This is a genomic window from Acinetobacter sp. YH12156, assembly GCF_013418235.1.
GTDB lineage: Bacteria > Pseudomonadota > Gammaproteobacteria > Pseudomonadales > Moraxellaceae > Acinetobacter > Acinetobacter pseudolwoffii.
Genome location: NZ_VPCL01000013.1, coordinates 1 through 24,202 on the forward strand (window position 1 = coordinate 1; position 24,202 = coordinate 24,202).

Here is a 24,202-nt window from a genome sequence, read left to right on the forward strand (position 1 = left end):
GTAATAGGTTGAAGGTGCGATCGGTAAAATTCTACAAATCGCCTCGACTCCGTACAGCTCTTTATTATTATGGATAAAATCCACCATTATTTGTGTGGGCGGTCGAGCTCCGCCTGGGCGAAAAAAGCGGCTGCTTTACGTAGAATTTCATTGGCGCGTTGCAGTTCTTTATTTTCGCGTTCGAGTTGTTTGATACGTTCTTGGTCTGAAAGCTGCTGTACTTTAACTGGATTTTGTTTATCTAAATATTTTTGATACCAAACACGTAGTGTTTCAGGAGTACAACCCTTGCGCAGTATACTGCTCAGGGAGCAATAGCGGTGATCGCAGCCCAATTCGATGGATAATCTTTCTCGGATTCAATCAATAATTGAACCGCTCTTTCTCTGATTTCAGGGGTATATTTTACTTTTTTCATCGGGACATTCTCTCAGAAAGCTTGGTCTCCGACAAACCCGGTACGGTTCACTTTAGAATACCCCGTGATGATGAAATCATCCGCATACCGTACCAGTTGCAGCTTTTTGCCTGTCCATTTGGCGTTAGAGAACCTCTTCGCCAGCATCGTTTCCAGTCCGTCCAAGGTCATGTTGGCCAGCACCGGGGAGATAATACCTCCTTGCGGTGTTCCGGAAAGACTGGGAAACAGCTTGCTTTGGTAGACGTAACCGGCTTTGAGCCATTTCCGTAGAATCACCTTGTCCATTGGGAGGTTGGCGATCATCCAGTCATGGCTGATATTGTCGAAACAGCCTTGAATGTCACCCTCTAGCACCCACTCCGCACTTACTTTTCTTGACAGCACACCAAAGCACTGTGCTGCAGCATCCGCGGTTGAGCGTTGCGGTCTGAACCCATAAGAGTTCCGATCAGCGATGGTCTCCGCGATGGGTTCCAAAGCCAGCAGATGGAGCGCCTGCATGGCCCGGCATTTCATCGTGGGTATCCCGAGAGGTCTCATCTTGCCATTTTTCTTCGGAATAAGGACTCTCCGAAGCGGAAGGGGCGTGTAACCTCGCCTCTTCAACGACATCATCGCACCGGTCTTGGCCTTGGGTGTATTCCAAGTCACCTTGTCGACCCCAGCCGTGTTTTTGCCTTTGTTTTCAGACACTCGTTTGACGGCCAATGCTTTGCCACTAAACGAGTGAGTCAGCAGCCATTGCAAAGCTTTCGCCTTGTTATGCCTGCCGTCTTGTACCGCCTTCACAATACGCGCTTGCAGCCCTCTGACATGACGCTGTACAGCAATCCAATCGATGCTGTCCCACGATGTGCTGGAAGGTGCACACGCTGATACTGCTGCATTCATTTGCTCTCCCTCCATTAAAAGGGTTCTACACACTCTCTTGTGATGAGAGACCATAAGGACGTCAGCCCGCTTTCGCGTGGGGTAATGTTTCAACCTCTATCCAACCCATTACAGACTGGCATTCGCTTTTTCCTCGTTCCTTCGCCCGCATCACCATGGGCAGTTTTTGCAAACTGCTTTCCCAATGGGAGTAATACGGGATTTCCACGTTCCGCTTACTGAAGTACATCGGCTTAGGTGCCTGCTATCGACCGGGAGGCGTATGGGTCACGAATGCGTAATCGAAAGACGCAATTTCCACCTCCATTACCGTTTTGGTTCGAGCGTATCAGCCATTTCCGCTCGTTCAACTTAACGATCGTTACGCAGATTCACATGTGTTCACCATACCGATTATCTAGCCCTTGTCCGGCTATGGCTGCCAGAAGGGTACGCCTCTCACGATTGATACCCCGCACCTTGCGGTGCCTCGTTACATTGTCGAAGGCGCTCTTTATTCAGCCTTCTAGATTCACCCGGTGACACGGGTGGTTCCCGCAGGGGGAACAACTTCATTAAGCGACTTCGTGTCGCACTTCAATCCAGTTATTATCTATAGGCAAATTGCCATCATCCAGATAGCGGCAGAGTGCCTGCCAACGTTTTAGGCTGTAATTGATCGCCTTGGCAGTTGGAGAACTCGATGGCACCGTCAGATAATGTTGGCTGAGCCATTCATACAGTTGTTGCATCACCGGTTGACTATGCTTTTGCCGATATTCGCGGCGATGTTCTGCTGTACCATCGGTCTTTTTCCTGAGTTCTGCTTCTATGGCATACAGTTTCTGAATCAGCACTAATGCCTGTTCAGCGATCTGACTTTTCCCGGTCACATGCAGTTCATGAAATTTACGACGTGCATGTGCCATGCAGCCCACCTCAATCGTCACCGAGTTAACTCATCGAGCAGGTGATGCAGTAAAAATCGCTGATGCAGGCGCTATTGATGCCGAAGAGGGACTCTCTAATGTTATTGAAAGCGGCAAAATGTTAAGCGGTATTTCAGAATCCATAGGTCAAATCGCTTCTATGTCGACCCAAATGGCTGCAGCAGTGGAAGAGCAAGCCCATGTTACTGAAGACATTAACCTGCAAATAGTAAATATTTCAACGCTTGCCGATTTAAGTAATGACAGCTCGATGCAGCTTTCAGAGACGATTATTTATTTGAACAAGATTGCTGATGAGCTTCATAAACTGGTAGTACGGTTTAAGCGGTAATCTTTCAAGTGAAAGCCTAAAACATTTAACAGTGTATTCTTGCAGTACAATTGATAATAATCGATTAAGCAGCAAATTATTGGAGTAACGTTTTGAACGCACCTGAATTCCCTGTTGATGAAGCTGCTGGTTTACTTGCATTACAGCGAACTAATTTGCTGGATACGCCAGCAGAGAAGCGCTTTGACCGCATTACAAGATTAGCAGCGTCTGTATTTAAAGTGCCAATATGCCTTATCTCTTTGGTGGATAGTGACCGGCAATGGTTTAAATCTAAAGTGGGTCTTGACGCTTGTGAAACAGGCCGTGATATCTCATTTTGTGGCCATGCGATATTGCATGAGGATATTTTAATTGTTTCAGATGCAACAAAAGATGAGCGCTTTTCGTCAAATCCTTTAGTAACCCACGCGCCGCATATTCGTTTTTATGCGGGTGCACCGCTGCGAGAGACAAGTGGGCAACCCATCGGCACTCTATGTCTCATTGACTCCGTGGCCAGAGACTTTTCAGCAAAAGAGCAGCAAGAACTGCGCGAATTTGCAGACATGGTTGAGTATGAAATTGCCAAAGAAGATCAAGCTCGACTTCAAGAGCAGTTTTTAAAAGGCATGGCAAAAACAACCTCAATACTGGCAACACTGCCTGATATGGTATTTGTTATTGACCGAAACTTTCGTTTTTTGGTTTGCAAAGAGCATCCTGACTTACTTAAACCTCAACAAGCGATTTTGGGGCGTACCGTTCATGAGATACTACCCAATGAGCTAGGTCATCAACTCGTAGAGTGCCTCAAGCAAGCCTTTTGTAACAACGATGTGATTCATCATAACTACACGTTTGAAAAGTCAAATCAATCGTTCGAAGCCCGATACAAAAAGATTGATGATAATGAAGTATTAGTGGTCATTCGTAATACCTCTGCACAAGTTGAAGCGCAGTCAGAAATAAGACGCCTTTCTGAAGTTGCAAGGCAGACAACCAATGGTGTGGTAATAACTGATGTCAAAGGTCGAATTATATGGATTAATGAAGCCTTCTCCTTTCTTACAGGATATAGCATTGAAGAAATGCAGGGTAAAAAGCCTGGGGAGTTATTACAAAGGCCCGACACTGATCCTGCCACTGTTGCAATAATGAGAGATGCGCTTGCTCAACAGAACGGCTTTAATGTTGATGTTGTAAATTATTCAAAAGCGCAAAATTCCTACTGGGTGAGAATAGCTTGTAACCCGCTGTTTAGTGAAAGTGGTAGTTTGAGCGGCTATATTGCAATTGAAACAGATATTACAAAAGAGAAACAGGATGAAGAGCTCATAAGGAACAGTCAGAATTTACTTAAGGCCGTAATAGACGCTAACAATATAGGCACATGGCATTTTAATATTCAAACAGGCGAGTTGATTATCAATGATGAATGGGCCGCATTACTGGGTTACACACTTTCTGAGTTATTACCGGGAAACAGATACACGTGGGAAAGGCTAACGCATCCTGATGACCTGGCTTATTGTGCAACTATTCTTGAAAAGCACATGTCAGGCCTAATACCCATATATGAAGCCAATCTTCGTATGAAACACAAAAATGGTGAATGGAAATGGATAAACACCAGAGGGCGTATTTCTTCAAGGACATATGATGGCAAAGCTCTATGGTTATTGGGTACACACTTTGATATCAATGACCAAATAATTGCAGAAAAAGCGCTTAGTGATAAGTCAAGGCAGATGGAAGCTGTTGTTGAAGGGTTGCTTGATGGCATTATTACTATTGATGGTCGTGGTAAAATTCTGACATTTAACCAAGCCGCACAGGAAATCTTCGGCTATACGGAAGATGAAACGCTTGGCAAAAATATTAGCATGTTGATGGGGTCACCTCATCGAGAGCATCACGATAGCTACTTATCAAATTATATAGAACGTGGTGTCAGTGACATTACTGGGCGTATTCGTGAGCTTGAGGCCTTGCGCAAAGATGGTTCTATGTTTCCAATCGAGCTTGGTGTAGTTGAAGTTCAAATGGCTGGTGAAGTTAACTTTATCGGTGTTGTCAGGGATATCACTGAGCGTAAACAACGTGAAAATGAAATTCACCAGTTAGCATTTTATGACCCATTAACATTGCTACCTAATCGACGTCTGTTGTTGGACAGATTGACGGGAGCTATAAATCATAGCGTTCGTACAAGGAACTTCTCAGCATTATTTTTTCTTGATTTAGATAACTTTAAAAACCTTAATGATAGTGCTGGTCATAATAAAGGTGATTTGCTGTTGTGTCAGGTCGCTGAGCGTCTTGTCAACTCAGTGAGACAAGGTGATACCGTAGCGCGTTTAGGCGGCGATGAGTTTGTTATTATGGCATCAGATTTAAGTCATGAACCAACATTAGCAGCGAACCAGGCTGAGAGACTTGCACAAAAAATCGTGAGTAATTTAACAAGGGAATATAATCTTGACGGTCTAACTTACAATAGTTCGGCAAGCATTGGTGTAACACTTTTTAACAGTGAAAATCTGTCAAAAGAAGATTTGTTAAAGCAAGCTGATATGGCTATGTACAAGGCTAAATATGCTGGCCGAAATGGTGTGCAGTTTTTTGACCCGCAAATGCAAGTTGCAGTAAGCTCAAGAGCAGCAATTATTAGCGACTTATACTCTGCAATACAAAGCCAGCAATTTGTACTTTTCTATCAAAAACAGGTCAATCACCTGAAGCAGTGTATTGGTGTTGAGGTATTGTTACGCTGGATACACCCAGAAAAAGGCATGGTGTCGCCACTGCAATTTATCCCATTAGCGGAGGAAACAGGTCTTATTGTACCGATTGGCGAGTGGGTGCTAGAGGAAGCTTGCGCCACTCTGGCAAAATGGTCTTTAGAATCCGAAAAACAACACCTAAGCATTGCGGTTAACATAAGCGTAGTTCAATTTAGCAAAGATAATTTTGTTCAGACTGTTTTAAATCCATTGAAAACCTCAGGTGCAAATCCACAGTTGCTAAAGCTGGAAATTACGGAAACGTTGCTCGCAAATAACATTCCTGATGTTAAAGCTAAGATGAAAGAGTTGCAGCAGCACGGCGTGACTTTTTCAATCGATGATTTTGGTACAGGCTATTCATCCTTATCCTACTTAAAACAATTGCCTATAAATCAGTTGAAAATTGACCAAGGGTTTGTTCGAGATATTATCAATAGCAGTAATGATAGGGCCATCGCTCAGGCAGTTATAACATTAGCCAACTCAATGGAACTGCAAGTCATAGCTGAGGGTGTTGAAACAGAAGCCCAGCGCGCGTTATTGCAGAGTATGGGGTGTCACACCTATCAAGGCTATTTATACGGAAAACCGTGTCGGATAGAAGAGCTGCATTTTTAAAAGATAATTAGTAAGGTACATTAAGCGGGTTTTAATTTAGTAGTTTATGGGGGCTTTGTTGCACAAACCTATCTGTAAAGGCTTTTTCAGCGATATAATTTTCAAATGAAGAAGCCTACACACAAAATCTACCGCACAACCAATTGGCCCGCATATAACCGAGCACTCATGAGTCGCGGAAATATTGCCATTTGGTTTGATCCTGCTACGCAATGGTATGCTCCATCAAAAGGCAAACAAGGGCGAAATCAAACCTACTCCGACGCAGCTATCCAATGCTGCTTAATGATTAAATCCTTATTCCGTCTATCTTTACGTATGGTCACTGGCTTTGTGCAAAGTCTGATTAAACTTTGCGGCTGAGCAGCCCCGAATATCAGTGATATTCGTACAGTACGCTTTGTAGAAGACAAAAGCATATTGATATTGCAATCAGCTACCAAAAAAGTAGCGATGGGCTGCATCTACTCGTAGACTCTACAGGCATGAAGTTTCTAGGTGAGGGCGCATGGAAACGCAAGAAACATGGAGCTGAATATCGTCGCCAATGGCGTAAACTACATATTGGTATAGATGCCAAAACCCTACAAATACGCGCTATTCAGCTCACGACCAATAATGTCAGTGATTCACAGGTGCTTGGTGATTTACTTAATCAGATTCCACAAGATGAGCAGATTGACTCTGTTTATACCGATGGAGCTTATGACACCAAGCAATGCCGTCAGGTCATTGCAGATCGGCAAGCACATGTGGTGATTCCACCTAGAAAAAATGCGAAACCATGGAAAGATACAAAGAGTAGCTCGCTAGAGCGAAATGAATTACTTCGAACAGTTAAACGTTTAGGCAGGACATTATGGAAAAAATGGTCAGGCTATCATCGCCGCAGTTTGGTGGAAACCAAGATGCATTGCATCAAATTATTAGGCAATAAATTAATGGCAAGAAGCTTTCTTAGTCAGGTGAATGAAATTCATGCACGTGTAGCAGTCCTCAACAGATTTACGGAATTAGGTCGACCACTTACCCAAGTTACGCCTTAAATTTGGCTCAATTAGGGGCGCTTTGCATTTCAAATCTTTGTGCAACAAAGCCATTCGTGGTTATTTGCAACAGTGCCAATAAGAGTTCAAATATTCTATTTAATTGTCATTAAACCGGATTCTGGCAGGGTGATATATGGAAAATTTGGACGAATTAAAAAGCCTGCATTTGCGGGCTTTTTAATGTCTGGTTTGGAGTTAGTTATTTTTCTTTTCTAATTTTTGGGCAACGGCTAATTCACATTCTAATTGGTGGAAGCTGACCAGATCTGCCGATGTACTTAACTTGCCATTTTCACGGTCGAAAATAAAAGAGACAGAACATTTTTGATTTTCCTGATCGGTGATTTGAACACCGTAATACCAGGTTTCCGCATCGCTAATCACTACGACGTTTTTAGTCTCACCTAAATTTTCTTTTAATACCGCCTGAGTTGGGGTGCTAATTGCACTAGCAATAAAATCTAATGAAACAGGTTTGTGCTCAGTGATTTTAGAGGTGATTTCTGGACTAAACAGTTGGTAATCATTACTGATTAACTGTTCATGATTATGTGCGTTTGCCAGTGATGCTGCGGATAGTGCTAATGTCAGCGTGATTAACTTGATTTTCATATTGTATCCCCATGATTCGAATATTTTAAAGTTTGAGTTTCTTTCAAATTTCTAAAATCATATACGATCTTAAAAATAATAAAGGGTTTGGAGATAAAATCTCATTTTTTTGTTTCACTCTGATGGGCATGCTGTTCCACAGTGGGAAAATATGCAGTCAGATCTTTAAGGATTTTGGGACCAATATATCGGAGACAGTTTATTTAACTGATGTTACGCATCCATTCTATATGTTGTAAATTTTAAAAAAATCGACCGCAAAATGTAGTGGCGAAGATGCTCAAAAATACACTTATTGCGTAACATCAGTTATTTAAGTTAGGCTGCCAGTTTAGATTTGCTAAAATTTACATAACGCACGTTAGACAAATTGAGAAAAAAGCCAGTTCAATATGTACTGGCTTTTTAGTGTCACGTATATAAATCTAAGAATTGTTTTAATCGTTGCTAAGATGATGTTTCACGGCTTCTAAACCATTGATTTAAAGTTCAGGATTTTGACTGGCATGACCTTACTTTGGCGTGTGCTCTAAAATTACATTAGGCCATTCAGTAAAGTTATAGGACTTACGCACTATTATTTATAGATTCTCTGTGGTAGCAGATGATTTTTATCGACGCAGATTCAAATCCCAAGTGCGACACATTTGTAGTTAGTTGAAAAAGTTAGGTGAACCGTACCGGGTTTGTCGGAGGCGAATTTCGAGTAATTTATGGGACAGTTTTGTCACTGCTTTTAAAATTATAAGCAATCGATTGGTAAGTTCTTTACTGTAGGTATTGAAGGTAATAATTGCAGAATCAGGCATCGGCTCAGGCGTGGATTTAGGAGAAGCTGTAATTTTTCGAAAAAGTTAGAAAACCACTTTAAGGCTTTCGATTTAACCTTCTTCCACATCAATAATGGCTGCATTTAATCCCAGCATACTTTTTGAAACACCACCACTTCAATTCAAACAAATTTTAAGAAAAAATCTAAAAAAATTCTCTTTAGAATCTATAGGAAAAACCTAATAAGAATCAAGAACATATACCAAATGATAAAATTTTAAATATTAATGGAATGACTTTAAATTCACTTTTATAACTAAGCAAAGCCACAATTAATCAGAAATTATGATAAGATCAGCTTTCTTAAAAAATGTATTTTTTATAAAGATGAATTGCTTAGGTAATTTTTACTGTCTTTAGCACATTTTATTATTTTTTCTTTTTTTTAATTCACATCCTATTTTGAACAGATTTTTAATCGCTCAATTTAGGATTGTATTTGCTTATCTTTATAATGCTTATATTTCAAATCCTAAATTGTGACACTCAAAATTGGAGAGGTAATTAAGAACTCAAAACTAATGGAGATAGCAATGGATCGAATTGCAATTATTGGTGCTGGCCCAAGTGGCATGGCCCAATTAAGAGCGTTTCAGTCAGCAAAGGCCAAAGGTCTACAAGTTCCTGAAATTGTATGTTTCGAAAAACAAAATGATTGGGGCGGGCTATGGAACTATACTTGGCGCACTGGTATAGATGAACATGGGGAACCTGTCCACGGCAGTATGTACCGCTATTTATGGTCAAATGGCCCCAAAGAAGCGCTAGAATTTGCCGATTATACTTTTGATGAACATTTCAAAAAACCAATCGCTTCATATCCACCACGTGCAGTACTGTGGGATTACATCAAAGGCCGTGCAGAAAAAGCACAGGTCAAAGATTTAGTTCGTTTCAATAGTGCCGTTCAGCATATTGCCTATGATGAAACAACGCAAAAATTCACGGTAGATGTCGAAGATTATGCACAACAACAGCATTATTCAGAACAATTTGATTATGTTGTCGTTGCATCTGGACACTTCTCTACCCCACGCGTTCCTGTTTATGAAGGCTTTGATCAATTCCATGGTCGCATTTTACACGCACACGACTTCCGTGATGCGCTGGAATTTAAAGGCAAGTCTGTGTTATTGGTTGGCAGCAGCTACTCTGCCGAAGACATTGGTTCGCAATGTTATAAATACGGTGCTAAGCAAATTTACAGTTGCTATCGTAGTAAAGCCATGGGCTTTAAATGGCCTAAAAACTGGTCTGAAAAGCCACAATTACTGCGTGTAGATGAAAATACTGCTTATTTTAGTGATGGAACATCTGCCAAAATTGATGCCATTATTTTATGCACAGGCTATTTGCACCACTTCCCATTTATTGAAGATAACCTACGCCTCAGAACACATAACTGCCTTTATCCGCAGGGTTTATATCAGGGTGTGGTGTGGGAAAAGAATCCTCGCTTGTTCTACTTGGGCATGCAAGATCAATGGTACACCTTCAATATGTTCGATGCGCAAGCATGGTTTGTCCGTGATGTGATTTTGGGCAAAATTGCTTTACCAAGCACGGCAGAAATGCAGAGCCATACGCAGACCTTACATCAAAAAGAGCAGCGCCTATTGAACGATGAACAATCTGCCCGCTTCCAAGGTGACTACATCAAACGCCTGATTGCGCAGACGGACTATCCATCATTCAATATTGATGCAGTGCATGATATTTTCATGCAATGGAAAAAGCATAAAAAAGAAAACATTATGGGCTTTAGAGATAAAGTCTATCGCTCAGTAATGACTGGAAAAATGGCTAAGCCACATCACACGCCATGGTTATATGCGCTAGATGATTCTTTAGAAAACTATTTGGAAGATGAAGCACAACGTGAAGCGATGTAAGGCTTAATCACAAAAAGCCACACAATACGCAGCAAAATAGCCAACAAGCCCCATAAGTTATGGTCATGGGGTTTGTTGTTTGGACTGCCACCACTCTCCGAGACAAATAAGGCCGTACAGCCTTTACGACGTAACAACCCTGATGAACATGAACCTCTCGAAGCAAAGAAAGAAATCCTTTGCCTTAAAGCACCGAACGTTTCAATTGCTTCGGTCGCTTTGCAACATGGATTGAATACAAATCTTGTATCCAAATGGATTCGCTTAATTGATGGTAAGCCAGGGAATGATCGCTCACCACTACCGAATAAACCTGCATTTATTGCCTTATCTTGCTCTGCACCATTAGATCCTACTCCTACTGACATGTTAACGGTTCAAATTACTTTACCCCACTCAAAAGCAGAAATTGGCTTGAAATGGCAAGTATCAGAAATATCTGCTTTAGCAGAATTACTCAAGGCACTTGCAACATGATCCATATCGATGAAATCTGGCTCTCTACCCAGCCGATGGACATGCGTGCGGGTATGGATACTGCCATGGCTCAGGTGCTGAGAGCCTTTGGCTCGATCAAACTGCATTGCGCCTACCTGTTCTGTAATAAGCGTGGCCATCGCATGAAAGTGCTGGTGCATGATGGATTGGGCATCTGGCTGTGTGCCCGGCGGCTGGAACAGGGTAAATTTCACTGGGCTCAGATTCACCAGGGTGAAACCGTAGCCCTCAGCCCAGAGCAGTTGCAGGCACTGATCCAGGGTTTACCCTGGCAGAGAATTGGACGACAGCAGGTGGTGACGATGCTCTAAACCAGGCTCGTACATTCTGCTATTCTCCAAACGTTCTATTTCATTCTCTTCATGACCTCAGGCATACTGCGGTCATGAAAACGCTGCCTGATTTAAACCAACTGACCCATGAGCAACTGCTGGAATTTACCCGGCAATTGGCGATGCAGCATCAGTCTTTGGCACAATCAAATCAGCAATTAGATGCCAAAGTTCAACATCTGGAAGTCACCAATCAACAATTAGATGGCAAAGTTCAACATCTGGAAGCATGCAACCAACATCTCTCTATTCTCACTCAAAAATACGAGCATGAACTGGCTCTGTTTAAAAAGCATAAATTCGGCAGGGCTTTGTTGCACAAAGATTTGAAATGCAAAGCGCCCCTAATTGAGCCAAATTTAAGGCGTAACTTGGGTAAGTGGTCGACCTAATTCCGTAAATCTGTTGAGGACTGCTACACGTGCATGAATTTCATTCACCTGACTAAGAAAGCTTCTTGCCATTAATTTATCGCCTAATAATTTGATGCAATGCATCTTGGTTTCCACCAAACTGCGGCGATGATAGCCTGACCATTTTTTCCATAATGTCCTGCCTAAACGTTTAACTGTTCGAAGTAATTCATTTCGCTCTAGCGAGCTACTCTTTGTATCTTTCCATGGTTTCGCATTTTTTCTAGGTGGAATCACCACATGTGCTTGCCGATCTGCAATGACCTGACGGCATTGCTTGGTGTCATAAGCTCCATCGGTATAAACAGAGTCAATCTGCTCATCTTGTGGAATCTGATTAAGTAAATCACCAAGCACCTGTGAATCACTGACATTATTGGTTGTGAGCTGAATAGCGCGTATTTGTAGGGTTTTGGCATCTATACCAATATGTAGTTTACGCCATTGGCGACGATATTCAGCTCCATGTTTCTTGCGTTTCCATTTGCCCTCACCTAGAAACTTCATGCCTGTAGAGTCTACGAGTAGATGCAGCCCATCGCTACTTTTTTGGTAGCTGATTGCAATATCAATATGCTTTTGTCTTCTACAAAGCGTACTGTACGAATATCACTGATATTCGGGGCTGCTCAGCCGCAAAGTTTAATCAGACTTTGCACAAAGCCAGTGACCATACGTAAAGACAAACGGAATAAGGATTTAATCATTAAGCAGCATTGGATGGCTGCGTCGGAGTAGGTTTGATTTCGCCCTTGTTTGCCTTTTGATGGCGCATACCATTGCGTAGCAGGATCAAACCAAATGGCAATATTTCCGCGACTCATGAGTGCTCGGTTATATGCGGGCCAATTGGTTGTGCGGTAGATTTTCTGTGTAGGCTTATTCATTTGGAAATTATATCGCTGAAAAAGCCTTTACAGATAGGTTTGTGCAACAAAGCCGATTGGCATAGCCGCAAGGTACTTGCGCATAGGGTATCGATTAGTATGGAGGTGGATTTTTGTATTTCGGCTTTAAATGAAGCGATTGAAAAATATGGATCACCTGAAATATTTAATACAGACCAGGGCAGTCAGTTCACCAGTGATGCATTTATTGATGTATTGAAATCAAATGGCATTCAAATCAGTATGGATGGTAAAGGTCGATGGATTGATAATGTGATGGTTGAACGGTTATGGAGAAGCGTTAAATATGAAGAGGTGTATCTCAAAGCTTATAGCAGTGTCACCGATGCGAAAAAGCAATTGAGTGCATATTTTGAATTTTATAATTTGAAACGACCTCATTCGAGTCTGGACAAAATGACTCCAGATGAGTTTTACTATGACCAGCTACCACAACAAAATAAGGTAGCTTAACTAGAGCAGAATATCACTTATAAATAAGCTTTTAGTTGTTCAAACAAGTGGGACCACCTCTTTATATCGATGTTAATCGGCTACTAAAACATAATTTTATTTTTTTATGCAAGAGGAAACGTAAGATTCTTCTAAAGCCAATCAAGTTTTAAAGTATGATCAGTCAAATAAGACATCACTTGAGAAGAAAAGATGAAAACAGTAGGCAATGACTTGGTACGTAGTCAGTTGCATCAAAAGCGAAAATGGTATCTGGGGCTGGGCATTTTACTAGTGATTTTTGGTCTGGTCTTGCTAGCGACTTTACCCTTTGCAACCTTGTCCGTGGTATTCATGTTTGGCGTACTGATGATGATCGGCGGGATTCTGCATTTTGTTGCTGCATTTAAAATTTTTCATGGCGGTTTTCGCTGGTTCTGGGCCTTATTCGGTCTTTTATACTTGCTTGCCGGATATTATGCGTTCAGTACACCGCTACAGACCGCGGTGGTCCTGACCCATATTCTGGCGATTATTCTAATTATTGCAGGTATCATCCGGATCTTGAATAGCCTTTTGTTTCGCGCTCTGGGTGGATGGGGCTGGACTTTATTTTCAGGCATCTTGACCCTGCTGGCAGGGATTGTGATTTTGCAATCCCCAGATGCACCGTTTTGGGTCCTGGGCCTGTTTCTGGCGATTGATATTTTATTTCAGGGGATTAATTACCTGACATTTGCGTCTTATATCCGGTATGAAGTCCCGAAAAGTTCAGCTGAGCTTTAAAAGCTCGCATCAAGAGCGCTCCGTGCGCTCTTTTTTATGTCTTGTGATGAATATAAGTGTGATCAGTTTATGTCAAAAATCTTTGTACTTGCGCCGGGTTCCTTATACTGAACTTGCATAAATTATGTTGTGTAACGTATGTAACAAGTTGAAATTATTAAAAATAGGATAACTAAAAATGCAACCGACTGAATTAAAAAAATTACCAGACTGGTTATTAGAACAGTTACCCCAAATAACTGAACCAGCAATTTTATCACTTATAGGTGTTGTTCAAATTTACGGAGCCATCTCTTGTCAGCGAGATCTAAAGTTCGGTAATAGGTTGAAGCTGCGATCGGTAAAATCCTACAAATCGCATCAACACCATATAAGTCTTTATTGTTATGGATGAAATCCACCATTATTTGTGTGGGCGGTCGAGCTCCGCCTGGGCGAAAAAAGCGGCTGCTTTACGTAGAATTTCATTGGCACGCTTTAATTCTTTAATTTCACGTTCCATTTGCTTCATTTTTTCTTGATCAGATATCTGTTGTACTTTAATAGGATTTTGCTGATCTAAATGCTTTTGATGCCAGGCACGAAGTGTTTCAGGAGTACAACCAATCTTAGGCGCAATTGCTGTGATTGCAGCCCAAGTAGAAGGATAATCTTTTTCAGATTCAATTAGTAATTGAACCGCTCTTTCTCTAATTTCGAGGGTATAGGTTGGTTTTTTCATCGGAATAGTCTCTCAGAATATTGAGTCTCCGACAAACCCGGTACGGTTCATTGTTTGTGTTTGGACAAAAGTGATGAATGCAGACCGTTTTGATGTGAAGAAATCATGATCTGAATATTTAAGATAAAAAACCGGCTTTAAGCCGGTTTTTTTATTTAACTTGTAGAATCAATGGTTAATTAAATGGTTACTAAAAAGCAATCACTCTAAATATAAAACAGATTTAACAATAACTTATAAAAATATATGATGCGTATGATACGCATCATATGAAAATTGCTTAAATTTGCTATAATTGAATTGCGCAGTGTCATTTGTGGTTAGGTTAAATATTCATGAGTCTTACGGAAATTAAGGTACGCCAGGCTAAACCAAAGGAAAAAGTCTATTTTCTGGCAGATGATGACGGCTTAAGTTTAAAGATAGAACCAAATGGACGTAAATCTTGGAGTTACCGCTATTCACTTGTAGGGACAAATAAACGTCCTCGCATGAAGTTGGGCGAATATCCTGTAATGTCCTTGAAAGAGGCCAGATCAGTCCGGGATGAATATAAATTTAATGATTATCAAAATAAACTGCTGCATAAAAAAGACATCAAAACTTTTCAGGATATTTGTGAAGAGTGGTTAGAATTTAAAATTAAAAATTCCTTTGAAGATGAACCACGATGCGGTGTAATTCAGCTTGCAAAAAAATGTTTAGATCAGGATATTTATCCAAATATTGGACTAACGCCATTTATTGAAGTTAAAAGATATGATCTGGTTAAGGTTATTAAAAATATAGAATCTAGAAATGTAAAAGAACCTGTAAAGAAAGCTTACAGTTATTTAAATCAGATTTATGATTATGCTGTAGCAATGGGGTATTGTGAATATAATATTGCAAATGGGCTTCATAAAATATTAGTTAATAATAAGATTAAGAAAAATTATCCTCATTTGAACTCAGATGAACTATCTAATTTCTTAGCTAGATTGAATCAGATTAATACAGATCCTATCATTAAAAAAGCCCTATTATTTAAGTTATATACAGGCGTACGTGGTGGAGAATTACTGCTTTCTGAACCACATCACTTCGATCTGGATAAAAGAATATGGAAAATACCGGCCTTACATATTAAACAATATAGAAGAAAAGTTATTTTAGGTCATGATATTCCTGACTTTTTAGTTCCACTATCTGATCAAGCACTTGAAGTTGTGAAATCAGCACTCGCTTGGTCTCATGGCGAAAAATATGTATTTTCTAGCCCCCGTAATAATCATAAACCTATTCATTTTAATACCCTGAACTTGATTATTAGAAAAATGGGATATACTAAAAATGAACTATCATCTCATGGTTTACGCTCAACATTTAGTACCATATTAAATGAATCTGGTTTATTTCAATCAAATTGGATTGAAGCACAGCTATCTCATACTGATAAAAATAAAACCCGTGCAAGTTATAATCATGCAGAATATTTCAATCAGCGCGTGGAAATGATGCAATGGTGGGGAGATTTTATTGATAGTTGTACTGTATAGTTAATGGTTATGAAATCCAAGTTTTAATTAGAATATATTAGTAAATATATAAAATTAGATTCAAGCATTATTAAGACTGAAATATTGTAAAGTAAACTACTTATATTCTGTATTATTTATTTTATACGATTTATAAGAGCCTTAGTTTTTTAATATATTAACCATGATCTATTGACAGAAAACTAGTAAAGTAAATGCCCGCTGAAACTAATTATCCGTGATTTGAGTTATTTAATGCTCTAGTAAAACAGCATTAAATAACCCGATCACGGCATCGAGTGTGGTCAGATCTATGATGAAACTCGGCTAACCAAAAATATTGTATTGGAACTAAAATGCCCTATAGATGGCAGTATAGGGCATCTAAATTACTGAACGTTAACTACGATCTTGCCGATTTGGGCATTTGTTTCCATGTATTTATGAGCTTCTTGGATATTCTCAAAATTAAAGACTTGGTCAATTAAAGGTGATAACTGACCTGACTCCAAACCACGATAAACAAATTGTTTTGCCTGTTCTAGCGCATTGGAATCAGTGGTAATTTCAAAGAGCTCATAACCACGTAATGTTAAATGTTTGCCTAAAACATCCATAACACTCATTTGGATATCACGTGTATCAAGCGCACCATATTGGAAGAATGTGCCTTGTTTAGCCATAGCTTGCATGATTTTACCTACAGCTGGACCACCTACAGGATCAAACACCATATTTACCCCCTGGTGATTGGTAATACGATTCAATTCATTTACTAAATCTTGCTCCTCAGTAGCGATCACATATTTAGCCCCTAGATCTATCAGTTGCTGCTTTTTAGCACTAGTACGAGTGAATGCGATTGGGGTAGCGCCTAACATATTAGTAATTTGAATTGCTGCCACGCCAACACTGCTAGATGCAGCACCAATAACAACATATTGGTCTTTCTGTAAGTTGCCAAAATGTACTAATGCACCATAAGCCGTCACAAACATCATCCAGCTTGCAGCCGCTTGTTGGAATGTCAAATCTTTAGGATGTTTTACAACAGCATGGACTGGCAGATTGATGAGTTCTGCGTATGTACCATATTCATCAAAACCAAAAGATGGAATGACACTCACTGCATCGCCAATACTAAACTCTGAAACACCTTCGCCAATCGCTGTAACGATACCTGCGGCTTCATAGCCAAGTACAGAAGGAAAAGTGGGTTCAATCACATAATTACCGGTACGGTACATGATTTCAGCCCGATTTAAGCCGATCGCATGGACTGCCATTTGTACTTCACGTGCTTTGGGAGCAGGAATTTCTAGATCTTCAATTTGTAGGACCTCAGCACCACCGATAGCACGCATCACCACAGTTTTAGACATGTTTCTTTTCCATATGTTTAACAGATGGAATTAGCATAGTGGTTCAAACAGATCAGATAAATAAACAATCTATTTATAGATTGGTTCTATTTTTTATCACAATCTCTTGCAAATATCCTTTCAATCCAATCTATAAAGACTTGCATACGTGCAGGTAAATGTTCACGGTGAGTGTAGAGCAAAGAAATAGGTTTAGGCATATTTTGATAAGTTGATAACACTTCAATGAGTTGGCCATTCTCGAGATACGGCTGTATTGCATGACGAACCCCTTGAATTAAGCCCAAACCATGTAAGGCTGCGCTTAAAAATGATTCTGAATCATTGACTAAAATACTTGAATCCAATTTATATTCTTCAAGTTTCTGATTCACAATAAATTGCCAATTCATAACCTTACGTTGTTTACCGCTAAAATAATTGATGGCTTGATGGTGTTTTAGATCATCTAAGGTATGCGGTGTGCCATATTTTTTTAAATAAGAAGGGGCAGCACAAGTGATCATTTCAACTTGTCCAAGTGATTTTGCAATGAGGGTTGAGTCATCTAAGTAGCCGAGTCGAATTGCAAAATCGACACCTTGATCAATGAGATCCACTAAGGAATCAGAGGATTCTAGAATCAACTCGATATTTGGATATTGTTGTTTAAACTCTGCCAAATGAGGAATCAGAATGGCTTTGGCAATGGTGATGGGTACGTTGATGCGCAGTTTACCCGATATATTTTGAGTCTGTAGATTTGGCTGAAAGCTATTAAAAATAGCATCGAAGTCTTTAAGGAGTTGCAATGCTTTGTGATAGAAAGCTTCACCTTCTAAAGTCATGCTGACTTTACGGGTGGTTCTATTGAGTAATCTCACCCCCAATTCATGTTCAAGCTGTTTGATGGCTTTGGAAATCAGTGGACGATGCACACCCAATGTCTCAGCAGTGTGAGTAAAGCTTTGGGTTTCAACCACACGCACATATATCTGTAACTTCTGCAAATGATCCATTTAATTTTGCCATTCATTGAATATCGAAATTATAACAAATGGCTGATTTAAAGGTCTTATTCGAACGACATGATGTTTAGCCGTCCGATCAGGGATGGTCATGAATACAGAAAAAAATTAATCTTCAATCAGGTCAATTTTGAATGATAAAAAATATTTCACCTGCTTATGCAATGAACTTTACCCAAAGTTTAACTATATTGATTACGATATTGGCTCGGTGTAACGTTAAACCAACGCTTAAATGCGCGTCTAAAGTTAGAACTGTCATGATAGTTTAATAGCGTTGCAATCGCATCGACAGATAAAGTACTGTCTGTTAAATAACGACGTGCTTGCTCCGACAAAATTGCATCTCGAATCTCCCTAAAGCTTGTGCCATCTGCGGCAAGTTGACGTGCCAATGTCCGTTTACTCATAAACAATGCCGCTGCAATTTGGTCTTCACTCAGTTCATGTAGCGAACTCGACAGCATCATTTTTTTTATCATATACACATAGCTTTGCTTGCCCGGTTTGAGCTGCTGTAGCATGCTTTCGCATTGTTGCATCGCGAGTAAATAACTGTCTTGATTGGCCGAGGCATTCGGAATGTGACATAGACTGAAAGGAAAGGTGGCTTTGATTGCAGGTGCGGAAAAAGAATAAGCGCCCGATAAATACTGCGCATAGGCTTGGTGATAGTCGGGTTCTGCGTGCGCAAAACAGATTTGAGCGTCATGGAGAGGGCGTCCAACAATAAATTCAGCACACTCAAATAAAATCACGGCACAGGTTTCAGCCAATAGACGATGTACCTGTTCAGACAGTTGAAAATCAAAATACAGTGATATATTGACTGAATGTTCGGTGTATTCAAGATTTAAACGTGCAAAGCTGATACGGGTGGGAATAAATTCCTGAAATGCTTTCAGTGCTATCAATAAATTTGGGCTACTGTTGACCAAGAATCCCATGGCACCATGTACTGAATAGCCACCGATTTTGTAGACACTCTTTAGTTTAATATTTTAATACGCTAGTTAAGCGTAAACTAGAATATGGAGATCTTAAGTTTCTCTCGGCAATTTAAATGAAAAGAAACGGGAGTTAATAGTATGAGTCAAGACCCTAAAAAATGTCCTGTTACCCACCTGACTACTGAAGCTGGTGCCCCTGTGGTCGACAATCAGAACAGTATGACGGCAGGTGCGCGTGGACCTTTACTTGCCCAGGATTTATGGCTGAATGAAAAACTGGCCAACTTTGTCCGTGAAGTGATTCCAGAGCGTCGTATGCATGCCAAAGGTTCAGGTGCTTTCGGTACCTTTACCGTGACCAATGATATTACCCAATATAGCCGCGCTAAAATTTTCTCTGAAGTCGGCAAAAAAACCGAAATGTTTGCGCGTTTCTCAACGGTGGCGGGTGAACGTGGTGCGGCCGATGCAGAACGTGATATTCGCGGTTTTGCCCTGAAATTCTATACTGAAGAAGGCAACTGGGATCTAGTTGGCAACAATACTCCGGTATTTTTCCTGCGGGATGCCCGCAAGTTCCCTGACCTGAATAAAGCAGTCAAACGTGACCCGAAAACCAACAAGCGCAGTGCCACCAATAACTGGGATTTCTGGACATTATTGCCTGAAGCCTTGCATCAGGTGACCATTGTCATGTCGGATCGCGGTATTCCTGCTGGCTACCGTCATATGCATGGTTTTGGCAGCCATACCTTCAGTTTTATCAATGCCCAAAATGAACGCTTCTGGGTGAAATTCCATATGCGTACCCAGCAAGGCATCCAGAACCTGACCGATGCTGAAGCAGCAGACTTGATTGCCAAAGACCGTGAAAGCAGCCAGACCGACCTGTTTGATGCCATCGAACGTAGCGACTATCCAAAATGGAAAATGTACGCTCAAGTCATGCCAGAACTGGAAGCCGAAACAGTGCCTTATCATCCATTTGACCTGACCAAAGTCTGGCCGAAGGGCGATTATCCACTGATTGAAGTCGGTGAATTTGAGCTGAACCGCAATCCGGAAAACTATTTCCAGGATGTAGAACAGGCAGCCTTTGCACCTAGTAATCTTGTACCGGGCATCAGCTACTCACCGGACCGTATGTTACAGGCACGTTTAGTGAACTATGCCGACGCAGCGCGTTACCGTGTTGGTGTAAATCATTCACAGGTTCCGGTCAATGCTGCACGCTGCCCTGTAAACTCTAATCGTCGTGATGGTCAGGGCCGCATGGATGGCAACTATGGTTCATTGCCACATTATGAACCGAACAGTTTTAACCAGTGGCAGGAACAACCTCAGTTTAAAGAACCAGCATTAAAGATTACCGGTGATGCTGATTTCTGGGACTTCCGTGAAGATGACAATGATTACTTCAGCCAGCCACGTGCCCTGTTCAATTTGATGAATGATGAGCAGAAACAGGCCCTGTTTAATAACACGGCCGCAGCGATGGGTGATGCGCTAGATTTCATCAAATACCGTCATATCCGCAACTGTTATGCTTGCGATCCAGCTTATGGGCAAGGCGTTGCTAAGGCCTTAGGTATGACTGTAGCAGATGCTCAAGCGGCACGTGAAACAGATCCTGCTAAAGGTTTGCCAAGCTTTCTTTAATTTATTTTACTTTCTCTTCCTCTTTTAAGGGGGAGAGGAGGTAAACTATGGAATATAGCATAAGAAGGTGAAAACCTTATGCCATAAATTCTCTATTAAGGATCATAAAGAAAAACTAAGATTTCTCTTTCAGAATTTGTGAAAAAATTTTAACTTTTTCTAATGTGGCGTCTACACCTTGCTTAAAAAAGGTATCCACCAGTGCCGAACCGATCACCACCAGATCAACTTTATTGGCTAAGGCTTTCACATGACTTTCATCTTTAATCCCAAAGCCAATAGCAATCGGGATATTAAAAATTGGTTTGATTTCAGCAATCTTTTTTTCAAGATTGGTCAGATTTAAAGTACCGCCGGTGAGACCATTTTCCGCAACATGATATAAAAATCCTGTCGCACTGGCTGAGATTTGTTTCAATCGCTCAACTGGAGTAGTGGGTGCGCTCATTGCAATTAAATGCATATTTTTTTCATTTAATATCTGTTTAAATTTTTCCCGATATTCATAAGGGGCATCTAGGATCAGAATCCCCTCAATCAAATTTTCGGTATCCGCAACCAGCTTCTCGAAACCATATTGTATGATCGGGTTTAAATAGGTCATTAAAATAATCGGGGTGGTTTCATCCTGTAAACGGATAGCTTTCACGAGCTCAATGGTTCGATGCACGGTCTGACCAGAAGCGAGTGCTCTAACATGAGCAGCCTGGATGGTCTCTCCATCTGCCACAGGATCAGAAAATGGGATGCCCACTTCGATGATATCAGCTCCAGCTTGACCCAATTGACTAAATAGACGATAACTTTCATTAAAATCAGGATCTCCGGCAGTAAAATAACAGACTAAACCACTGCGATTTTCCTGTTTTAATTGCATTAGTTTTTGATCTAAACGGTTCATGCGCGTGCTCCTGCAAGATACTTTTTGACTGTGTCTAAGTCTTTGTCACCTCGACCGCTTAAATTGATGATAATTGTCTGTTCCGGATGCATTTCTTTCGCAAGTTTGATGGCATAGGCAATAGCATGAGAACTTTCCAGCGCTGGGATAATGCCCTCTTGCTGGCTCAGTAGTTGAAAGGCATGTACAGCCTCTTCATCTTTGACTGCTGCATAAGTCACGCGGCTTGTTTCAAACAGGATGCAATGCTCAGGGCCAACCCCAGGGTAATCCAGTCCTGCGGATATGGAATGTCCCTCTAGAATTTGCCCGTCTGAATCTTGCAGTAAGTAAGTCAAATTACCATGCAAGACGCCGACTCGACCTTTGGAAATCGAGGCAGCATGTTCATGACTATCAGTGCCTTTCCCGCCAGCTTCAATTCCAAACATTTTGACATTGGTATCCTCTAGAAAGGGGTGCATGAGTCCTAATGCATTGGAACCCCCACCGACACAAGCAACCAAAGCATCTGGGAGTTTATTTTCTTTAAGAAGAATCTGGTTTCTGGCTTCGATGCCAATAATTTTCTGGAACTCTCTCACAATAGTCGGGTAGGGATGCGGGCCAGCACCAGTTCCTAGCAGATAGTAAGTCGTGTCGACATGACTGATCCAGTCACGTAAGGCTTCATTCATAGCATCTTTCAGGGTTCCACGGCCTTTTTTTACGCCTTGTACTTCAGCACCAAGTAATTTCATACGTTCAACATTCGGTTGCTGACGTTGAATATCTGTTTTACCCATATAGATCGTGCATTTCATCTTAAAGAGTGCACAGACGATTGCTGTGGCAACACCATGCTGTCCTGCACCTGTTTCAGCAATGATTCTGGTTTTACCCATGAATTTAGCCAATAATATTTGCCCCACACAGTTATTGATCTTATGGGCGCCGGTATGGTTCAAATCTTCTCGCTTGAGATATATTTTGGCTCCCCCTGCGTAGGAAGTTAGATTTTTTGCATAGAATAGCGGGCTAGGGCGACCCACGAAGTCGGTTAAAATCTGTCGATATTCAGCCCAAAATTCAGGTTGATTCCGTATGGTATTAAAGGCTTGTTCTAAATCTTGTAGAGCTGGCATCAGGCTTTCAGGCATATAGCAGCCACCAAATTTACCGAAAAAACCACCTTGATCAGGACCCTGACCGATATAAGGAGTTGTCATTGTCTTTCTCTTAAAATTTCAACATTGATTGGATCTTAAAAGATTTCCATTTTCCTGATAATTGATATATTTTTGATTTATGATGTTAGAAAAATTTACAGCATGAAACGTAGAACCTTACCGCCTTTAAATTCACTTAAAGCATTTGAAGCGGTCGCTAGACATCAAAGCTTCAGCTTGGCTGCGGAAGAACTGTGTGTCACTCATAGTGCAATCAGCCATCAAATCAAACAGCTCGAAGAATGGTTGGATAAAAAATTATTTATTCGGCATTCATCAACGATTACTCTCACTCAGGATGCAGAAGACTTATCCCGTCTTTGTACTCACTTCTTCAATGAGCTGGAAGAATGTGTATTTGAATTAACTCACAAAGCGTCAGAAGTAGAAATCGTAATCGGTGCCTCTCATAGCTTTATGGCGAACTGGTTAATTCCACGACTGGAAAAACTAGAGAGCCTTTATCCTAATATCTCTATTAAATTGATGACCTGTAACGACCTAAAGCTACTGGAAAAAGAAAAAATTGATATTTTTATCAATAGTTTGAATGTAGATGAAATGCTGCCTAAGTTTTTGGATAAATTTCTTTTATTTCCGGACAACATGGGACCAGTTTGTAAAGGTGAAAGCTATGCTCTCACTAGTATTCATGATCTTTTTGAGCACCCATTACTTCACACTTATTCCAATAAGAATGCCTGGCAGATCTGGTTTGAACGATCCCATCTAAACCTTGAGACTAAATCGAATGATCGATATTTTGATCGTCTCAATTTAATGATAGAGGCGGCTGTTTCAGGATTGGGGATTGCTATAGCGCCCCAGATTTTGGTAGAAAAGGAAATATTAAGTGGCAGAATTATTGCGCCGTTTGAATTTACCTATTGCAACTTTGACTTCTATGCAATCGTTAGGAAAAATAATTCAAATCAAGAGATTATCAATATTGTAAATTGGTTACAGACCCAATGTTGAGAGGATCCCAATCAAAAGCCATTTCTATCGCTTCTTATTCTCAAGTGAAAATACCCTATCTTTAGTGTGAAAGAGGACTCCACCCGACAGTCAGGGTGGAGGTGAATTTCACGAATTTTTTTGGTGTTTTTTCAGTGCAATATGATAGAATAATTTGCATTAAGTTTC

General features: G+C 40.7%; 15 protein-coding genes, 9 pseudogenes and 2 other annotated features. Of the genes and pseudogenes, 13 read left to right on the top strand and 11 right to left on the bottom strand.

Annotated features, from left to right (window positions below; translation table 11 throughout):
• The 3 pseudogenes from FTU87_RS11545 to FTU87_RS11555 form a co-directional block, all read right to left on the bottom strand.
• Positions 1-418 (bottom strand): annotated as a pseudogene (locus FTU87_RS11545) (IS3 family transposase); the annotation flags it as partial.
• Positions 13-129 (bottom strand) — a sequence feature (AL1L pseudoknot). It overlaps the preceding pseudogene by 117 nt.
• A 51-nt stretch (positions 419-469) precedes the next feature.
• Positions 470-1,312: pseudogene (locus FTU87_RS11550) on the bottom strand (reverse transcriptase domain-containing protein); the annotation flags it as partial.
• A gap of 575 nt (positions 1,313-1,887) precedes the next feature.
• Positions 1,888-2,235: pseudogene (locus tag FTU87_RS11555) on the bottom strand (transposase); the annotation flags it as partial.
• Here FTU87_RS11555 and FTU87_RS11560 point away from each other — a divergent pair.
• The 3 genes and pseudogenes from FTU87_RS11560 (at position 2,219) to FTU87_RS11570 (ending at position 7,004) form a co-directional block, all read left to right on the top strand.
• The gene (locus tag FTU87_RS11560) at positions 2,219-2,572 is read left to right on the top strand and encodes a methyl-accepting chemotaxis protein (protein ID WP_218944869.1); all 354 of its coding nucleotides are present in this window, start codon (positions 2,219-2,221) and stop codon (positions 2,570-2,572) included. The pseudogene FTU87_RS11555 and the gene FTU87_RS11560 sit on opposite strands and share 17 nt — an antisense overlap.
• Before the next feature lie 92 nt (positions 2,573-2,664).
• On the top strand, positions 2,665-5,958 hold the full coding sequence (locus FTU87_RS11565; RefSeq protein ID WP_159138995.1) for an EAL domain-containing protein: 3,294 nt from the start codon (positions 2,665-2,667) through the stop codon (positions 5,956-5,958).
• A gap of 105 nt (positions 5,959-6,063) precedes the next feature.
• Positions 6,064-7,004: pseudogene (locus FTU87_RS11570) on the top strand (IS5 family transposase).
• Between the two features lie 198 nt (positions 7,005-7,202).
• On the opposite strand, the gene FTU87_RS11575 reads toward FTU87_RS11570, so the two are convergent.
• A complete protein-coding gene (locus FTU87_RS11575) occupies positions 7,203-7,619 on the bottom strand; it encodes a hypothetical protein (protein WP_159139022.1) in 417 nt (138 codons plus the stop codon).
• Positions 7,620-8,276: 657 nt separating this feature from the next.
• Between FTU87_RS11575 and FTU87_RS11580 the strand changes: the two are divergent.
• The 5 genes and pseudogenes from FTU87_RS11580 to FTU87_RS11600 all read left to right on the top strand — a co-directional run.
• Positions 8,277-8,536 (top strand): annotated as a pseudogene (locus tag FTU87_RS11580) (IS1 family transposase); the annotation flags it as partial.
• 447 nt (positions 8,537-8,983) lie between these two features.
• Positions 8,984-10,342 (top strand): NAD(P)-binding domain-containing protein, encoded by a 1,359-nt coding sequence (locus FTU87_RS11585; RefSeq protein ID WP_074382685.1) that lies wholly within the window; start codon positions 8,984-8,986, stop codon positions 10,340-10,342.
• Between the two features lie 75 nt (positions 10,343-10,417).
• The gene (locus FTU87_RS15180) at positions 10,418-10,819 is read left to right on the top strand and encodes a transposase (RefSeq protein ID WP_074382684.1); all 402 of its coding nucleotides are present in this window, start codon (positions 10,418-10,420) and stop codon (positions 10,817-10,819) included.
• The gene (gene tnpB, locus FTU87_RS11595) at positions 10,816-11,151 is read left to right on the top strand and encodes an IS66 family insertion sequence element accessory protein TnpB (protein WP_157799610.1); all 336 of its coding nucleotides are present in this window, start codon (positions 10,816-10,818) and stop codon (positions 11,149-11,151) included. The genes FTU87_RS15180 and tnpB overlap by 4 nt, the downstream gene beginning before the upstream one ends.
• A 74-nt stretch (positions 11,152-11,225) precedes the next feature.
• Positions 11,226-11,504, top strand: a pseudogene (locus FTU87_RS11600) (IS66 family transposase); the annotation flags it as partial.
• Between the two features lie 27 nt (positions 11,505-11,531).
• Here the strand turns inward: FTU87_RS11600 and FTU87_RS11605 are convergent.
• Positions 11,532-12,472: pseudogene (locus FTU87_RS11605) on the bottom strand (IS5 family transposase).
• A 39-nt stretch (positions 12,473-12,511) separates the two neighbouring features.
• Between FTU87_RS11605 and FTU87_RS11610 the strand changes: the two are divergent.
• Together FTU87_RS11610 and FTU87_RS11615 are read left to right on the top strand one after the other, a co-directional pair.
• A pseudogene (locus FTU87_RS11610) lies at positions 12,512-12,946 on the top strand (transposase); the annotation flags it as partial.
• Between the two features lie 192 nt (positions 12,947-13,138).
• Complete coding sequence (locus FTU87_RS11615; protein WP_159139015.1) at positions 13,139-13,711, top strand: HdeD family acid-resistance protein; 573 nt, start codon at positions 13,139-13,141, stop codon at positions 13,709-13,711.
• A 296-nt stretch (positions 13,712-14,007) separates the two neighbouring features.
• Here the strand turns inward: FTU87_RS11615 and FTU87_RS11620 are convergent.
• Positions 14,008-14,432: pseudogene (locus FTU87_RS11620) on the bottom strand (transposase); the annotation flags it as partial.
• Positions 14,041-14,157, bottom strand: a sequence feature (AL1L pseudoknot). Its footprint overlaps the pseudogene before it by 117 nt.
• 335 nt (positions 14,433-14,767) lie before the next feature.
• Between FTU87_RS11620 and FTU87_RS11625 the strand changes: the two are divergent.
• Entirely contained in the window at positions 14,768-15,970 is a 1,203-nt protein-coding gene (locus FTU87_RS11625; RefSeq protein ID WP_159138989.1) for an integrase arm-type DNA-binding domain-containing protein, read from the top strand.
• Positions 15,971-16,338: 368 nt separating this feature from the next.
• Here FTU87_RS11625 and FTU87_RS11630 read toward each other — a convergent pair whose 3' ends face one another.
• From FTU87_RS11630 to FTU87_RS11640, 3 genes are all read right to left on the bottom strand, one after another.
• The gene (locus FTU87_RS11630; protein WP_180097438.1) at positions 16,339-17,331 is read right to left on the bottom strand and encodes a zinc-dependent alcohol dehydrogenase family protein; all 993 of its coding nucleotides are present in this window, start codon (positions 17,329-17,331) and stop codon (positions 16,339-16,341) included.
• An 86-nt stretch (positions 17,332-17,417) separates the two neighbouring features.
• Entirely contained in the window at positions 17,418-18,329 is a 912-nt protein-coding gene (locus FTU87_RS11635) for a LysR family transcriptional regulator (RefSeq protein ID WP_100535562.1), read from the bottom strand.
• A gap of 191 nt (positions 18,330-18,520) precedes the next feature.
• Positions 18,521-19,285: an AraC family transcriptional regulator gene (locus FTU87_RS11640; RefSeq protein WP_100535561.1), complete on the bottom strand. Its 765-nt coding sequence runs from the start codon at positions 19,283-19,285 to the stop codon at positions 18,521-18,523.
• A gap of 141 nt (positions 19,286-19,426) precedes the next feature.
• Between FTU87_RS11640 and FTU87_RS11645 the strand changes: the two genes are divergently transcribed.
• Positions 19,427-20,947, top strand: a complete 1,521-nt coding sequence (locus FTU87_RS11645) for a catalase (protein ID WP_159138987.1) — start codon at positions 19,427-19,429, stop codon at positions 20,945-20,947.
• Between the two features lie 115 nt (positions 20,948-21,062).
• Here FTU87_RS11645 and trpA read toward each other — a convergent pair whose 3' ends face one another.
• The gene (gene trpA / locus FTU87_RS11650) at positions 21,063-21,848 is read right to left on the bottom strand and encodes a tryptophan synthase subunit alpha (protein ID WP_180000711.1); all 786 of its coding nucleotides are present in this window, start codon (positions 21,846-21,848) and stop codon (positions 21,063-21,065) included.
• On the bottom strand, positions 21,845-23,056 hold the full coding sequence (gene trpB, locus FTU87_RS11655) for a tryptophan synthase subunit beta (protein WP_100535558.1): 1,212 nt from the start codon (positions 23,054-23,056) through the stop codon (positions 21,845-21,847). The genes trpA and trpB overlap by 4 nt, the downstream gene beginning before the upstream one ends.
• Before the next feature lie 102 nt (positions 23,057-23,158).
• On the opposite strand from trpB, the gene FTU87_RS11660 reads away from it, so the two are divergent.
• On the top strand, positions 23,159-24,034 hold the full coding sequence (locus tag FTU87_RS11660; RefSeq protein ID WP_100535557.1) for a LysR substrate-binding domain-containing protein: 876 nt from the start codon (positions 23,159-23,161) through the stop codon (positions 24,032-24,034).
• The last annotated feature ends 168 nt before the right edge of the window (positions 24,035-24,202 follow it).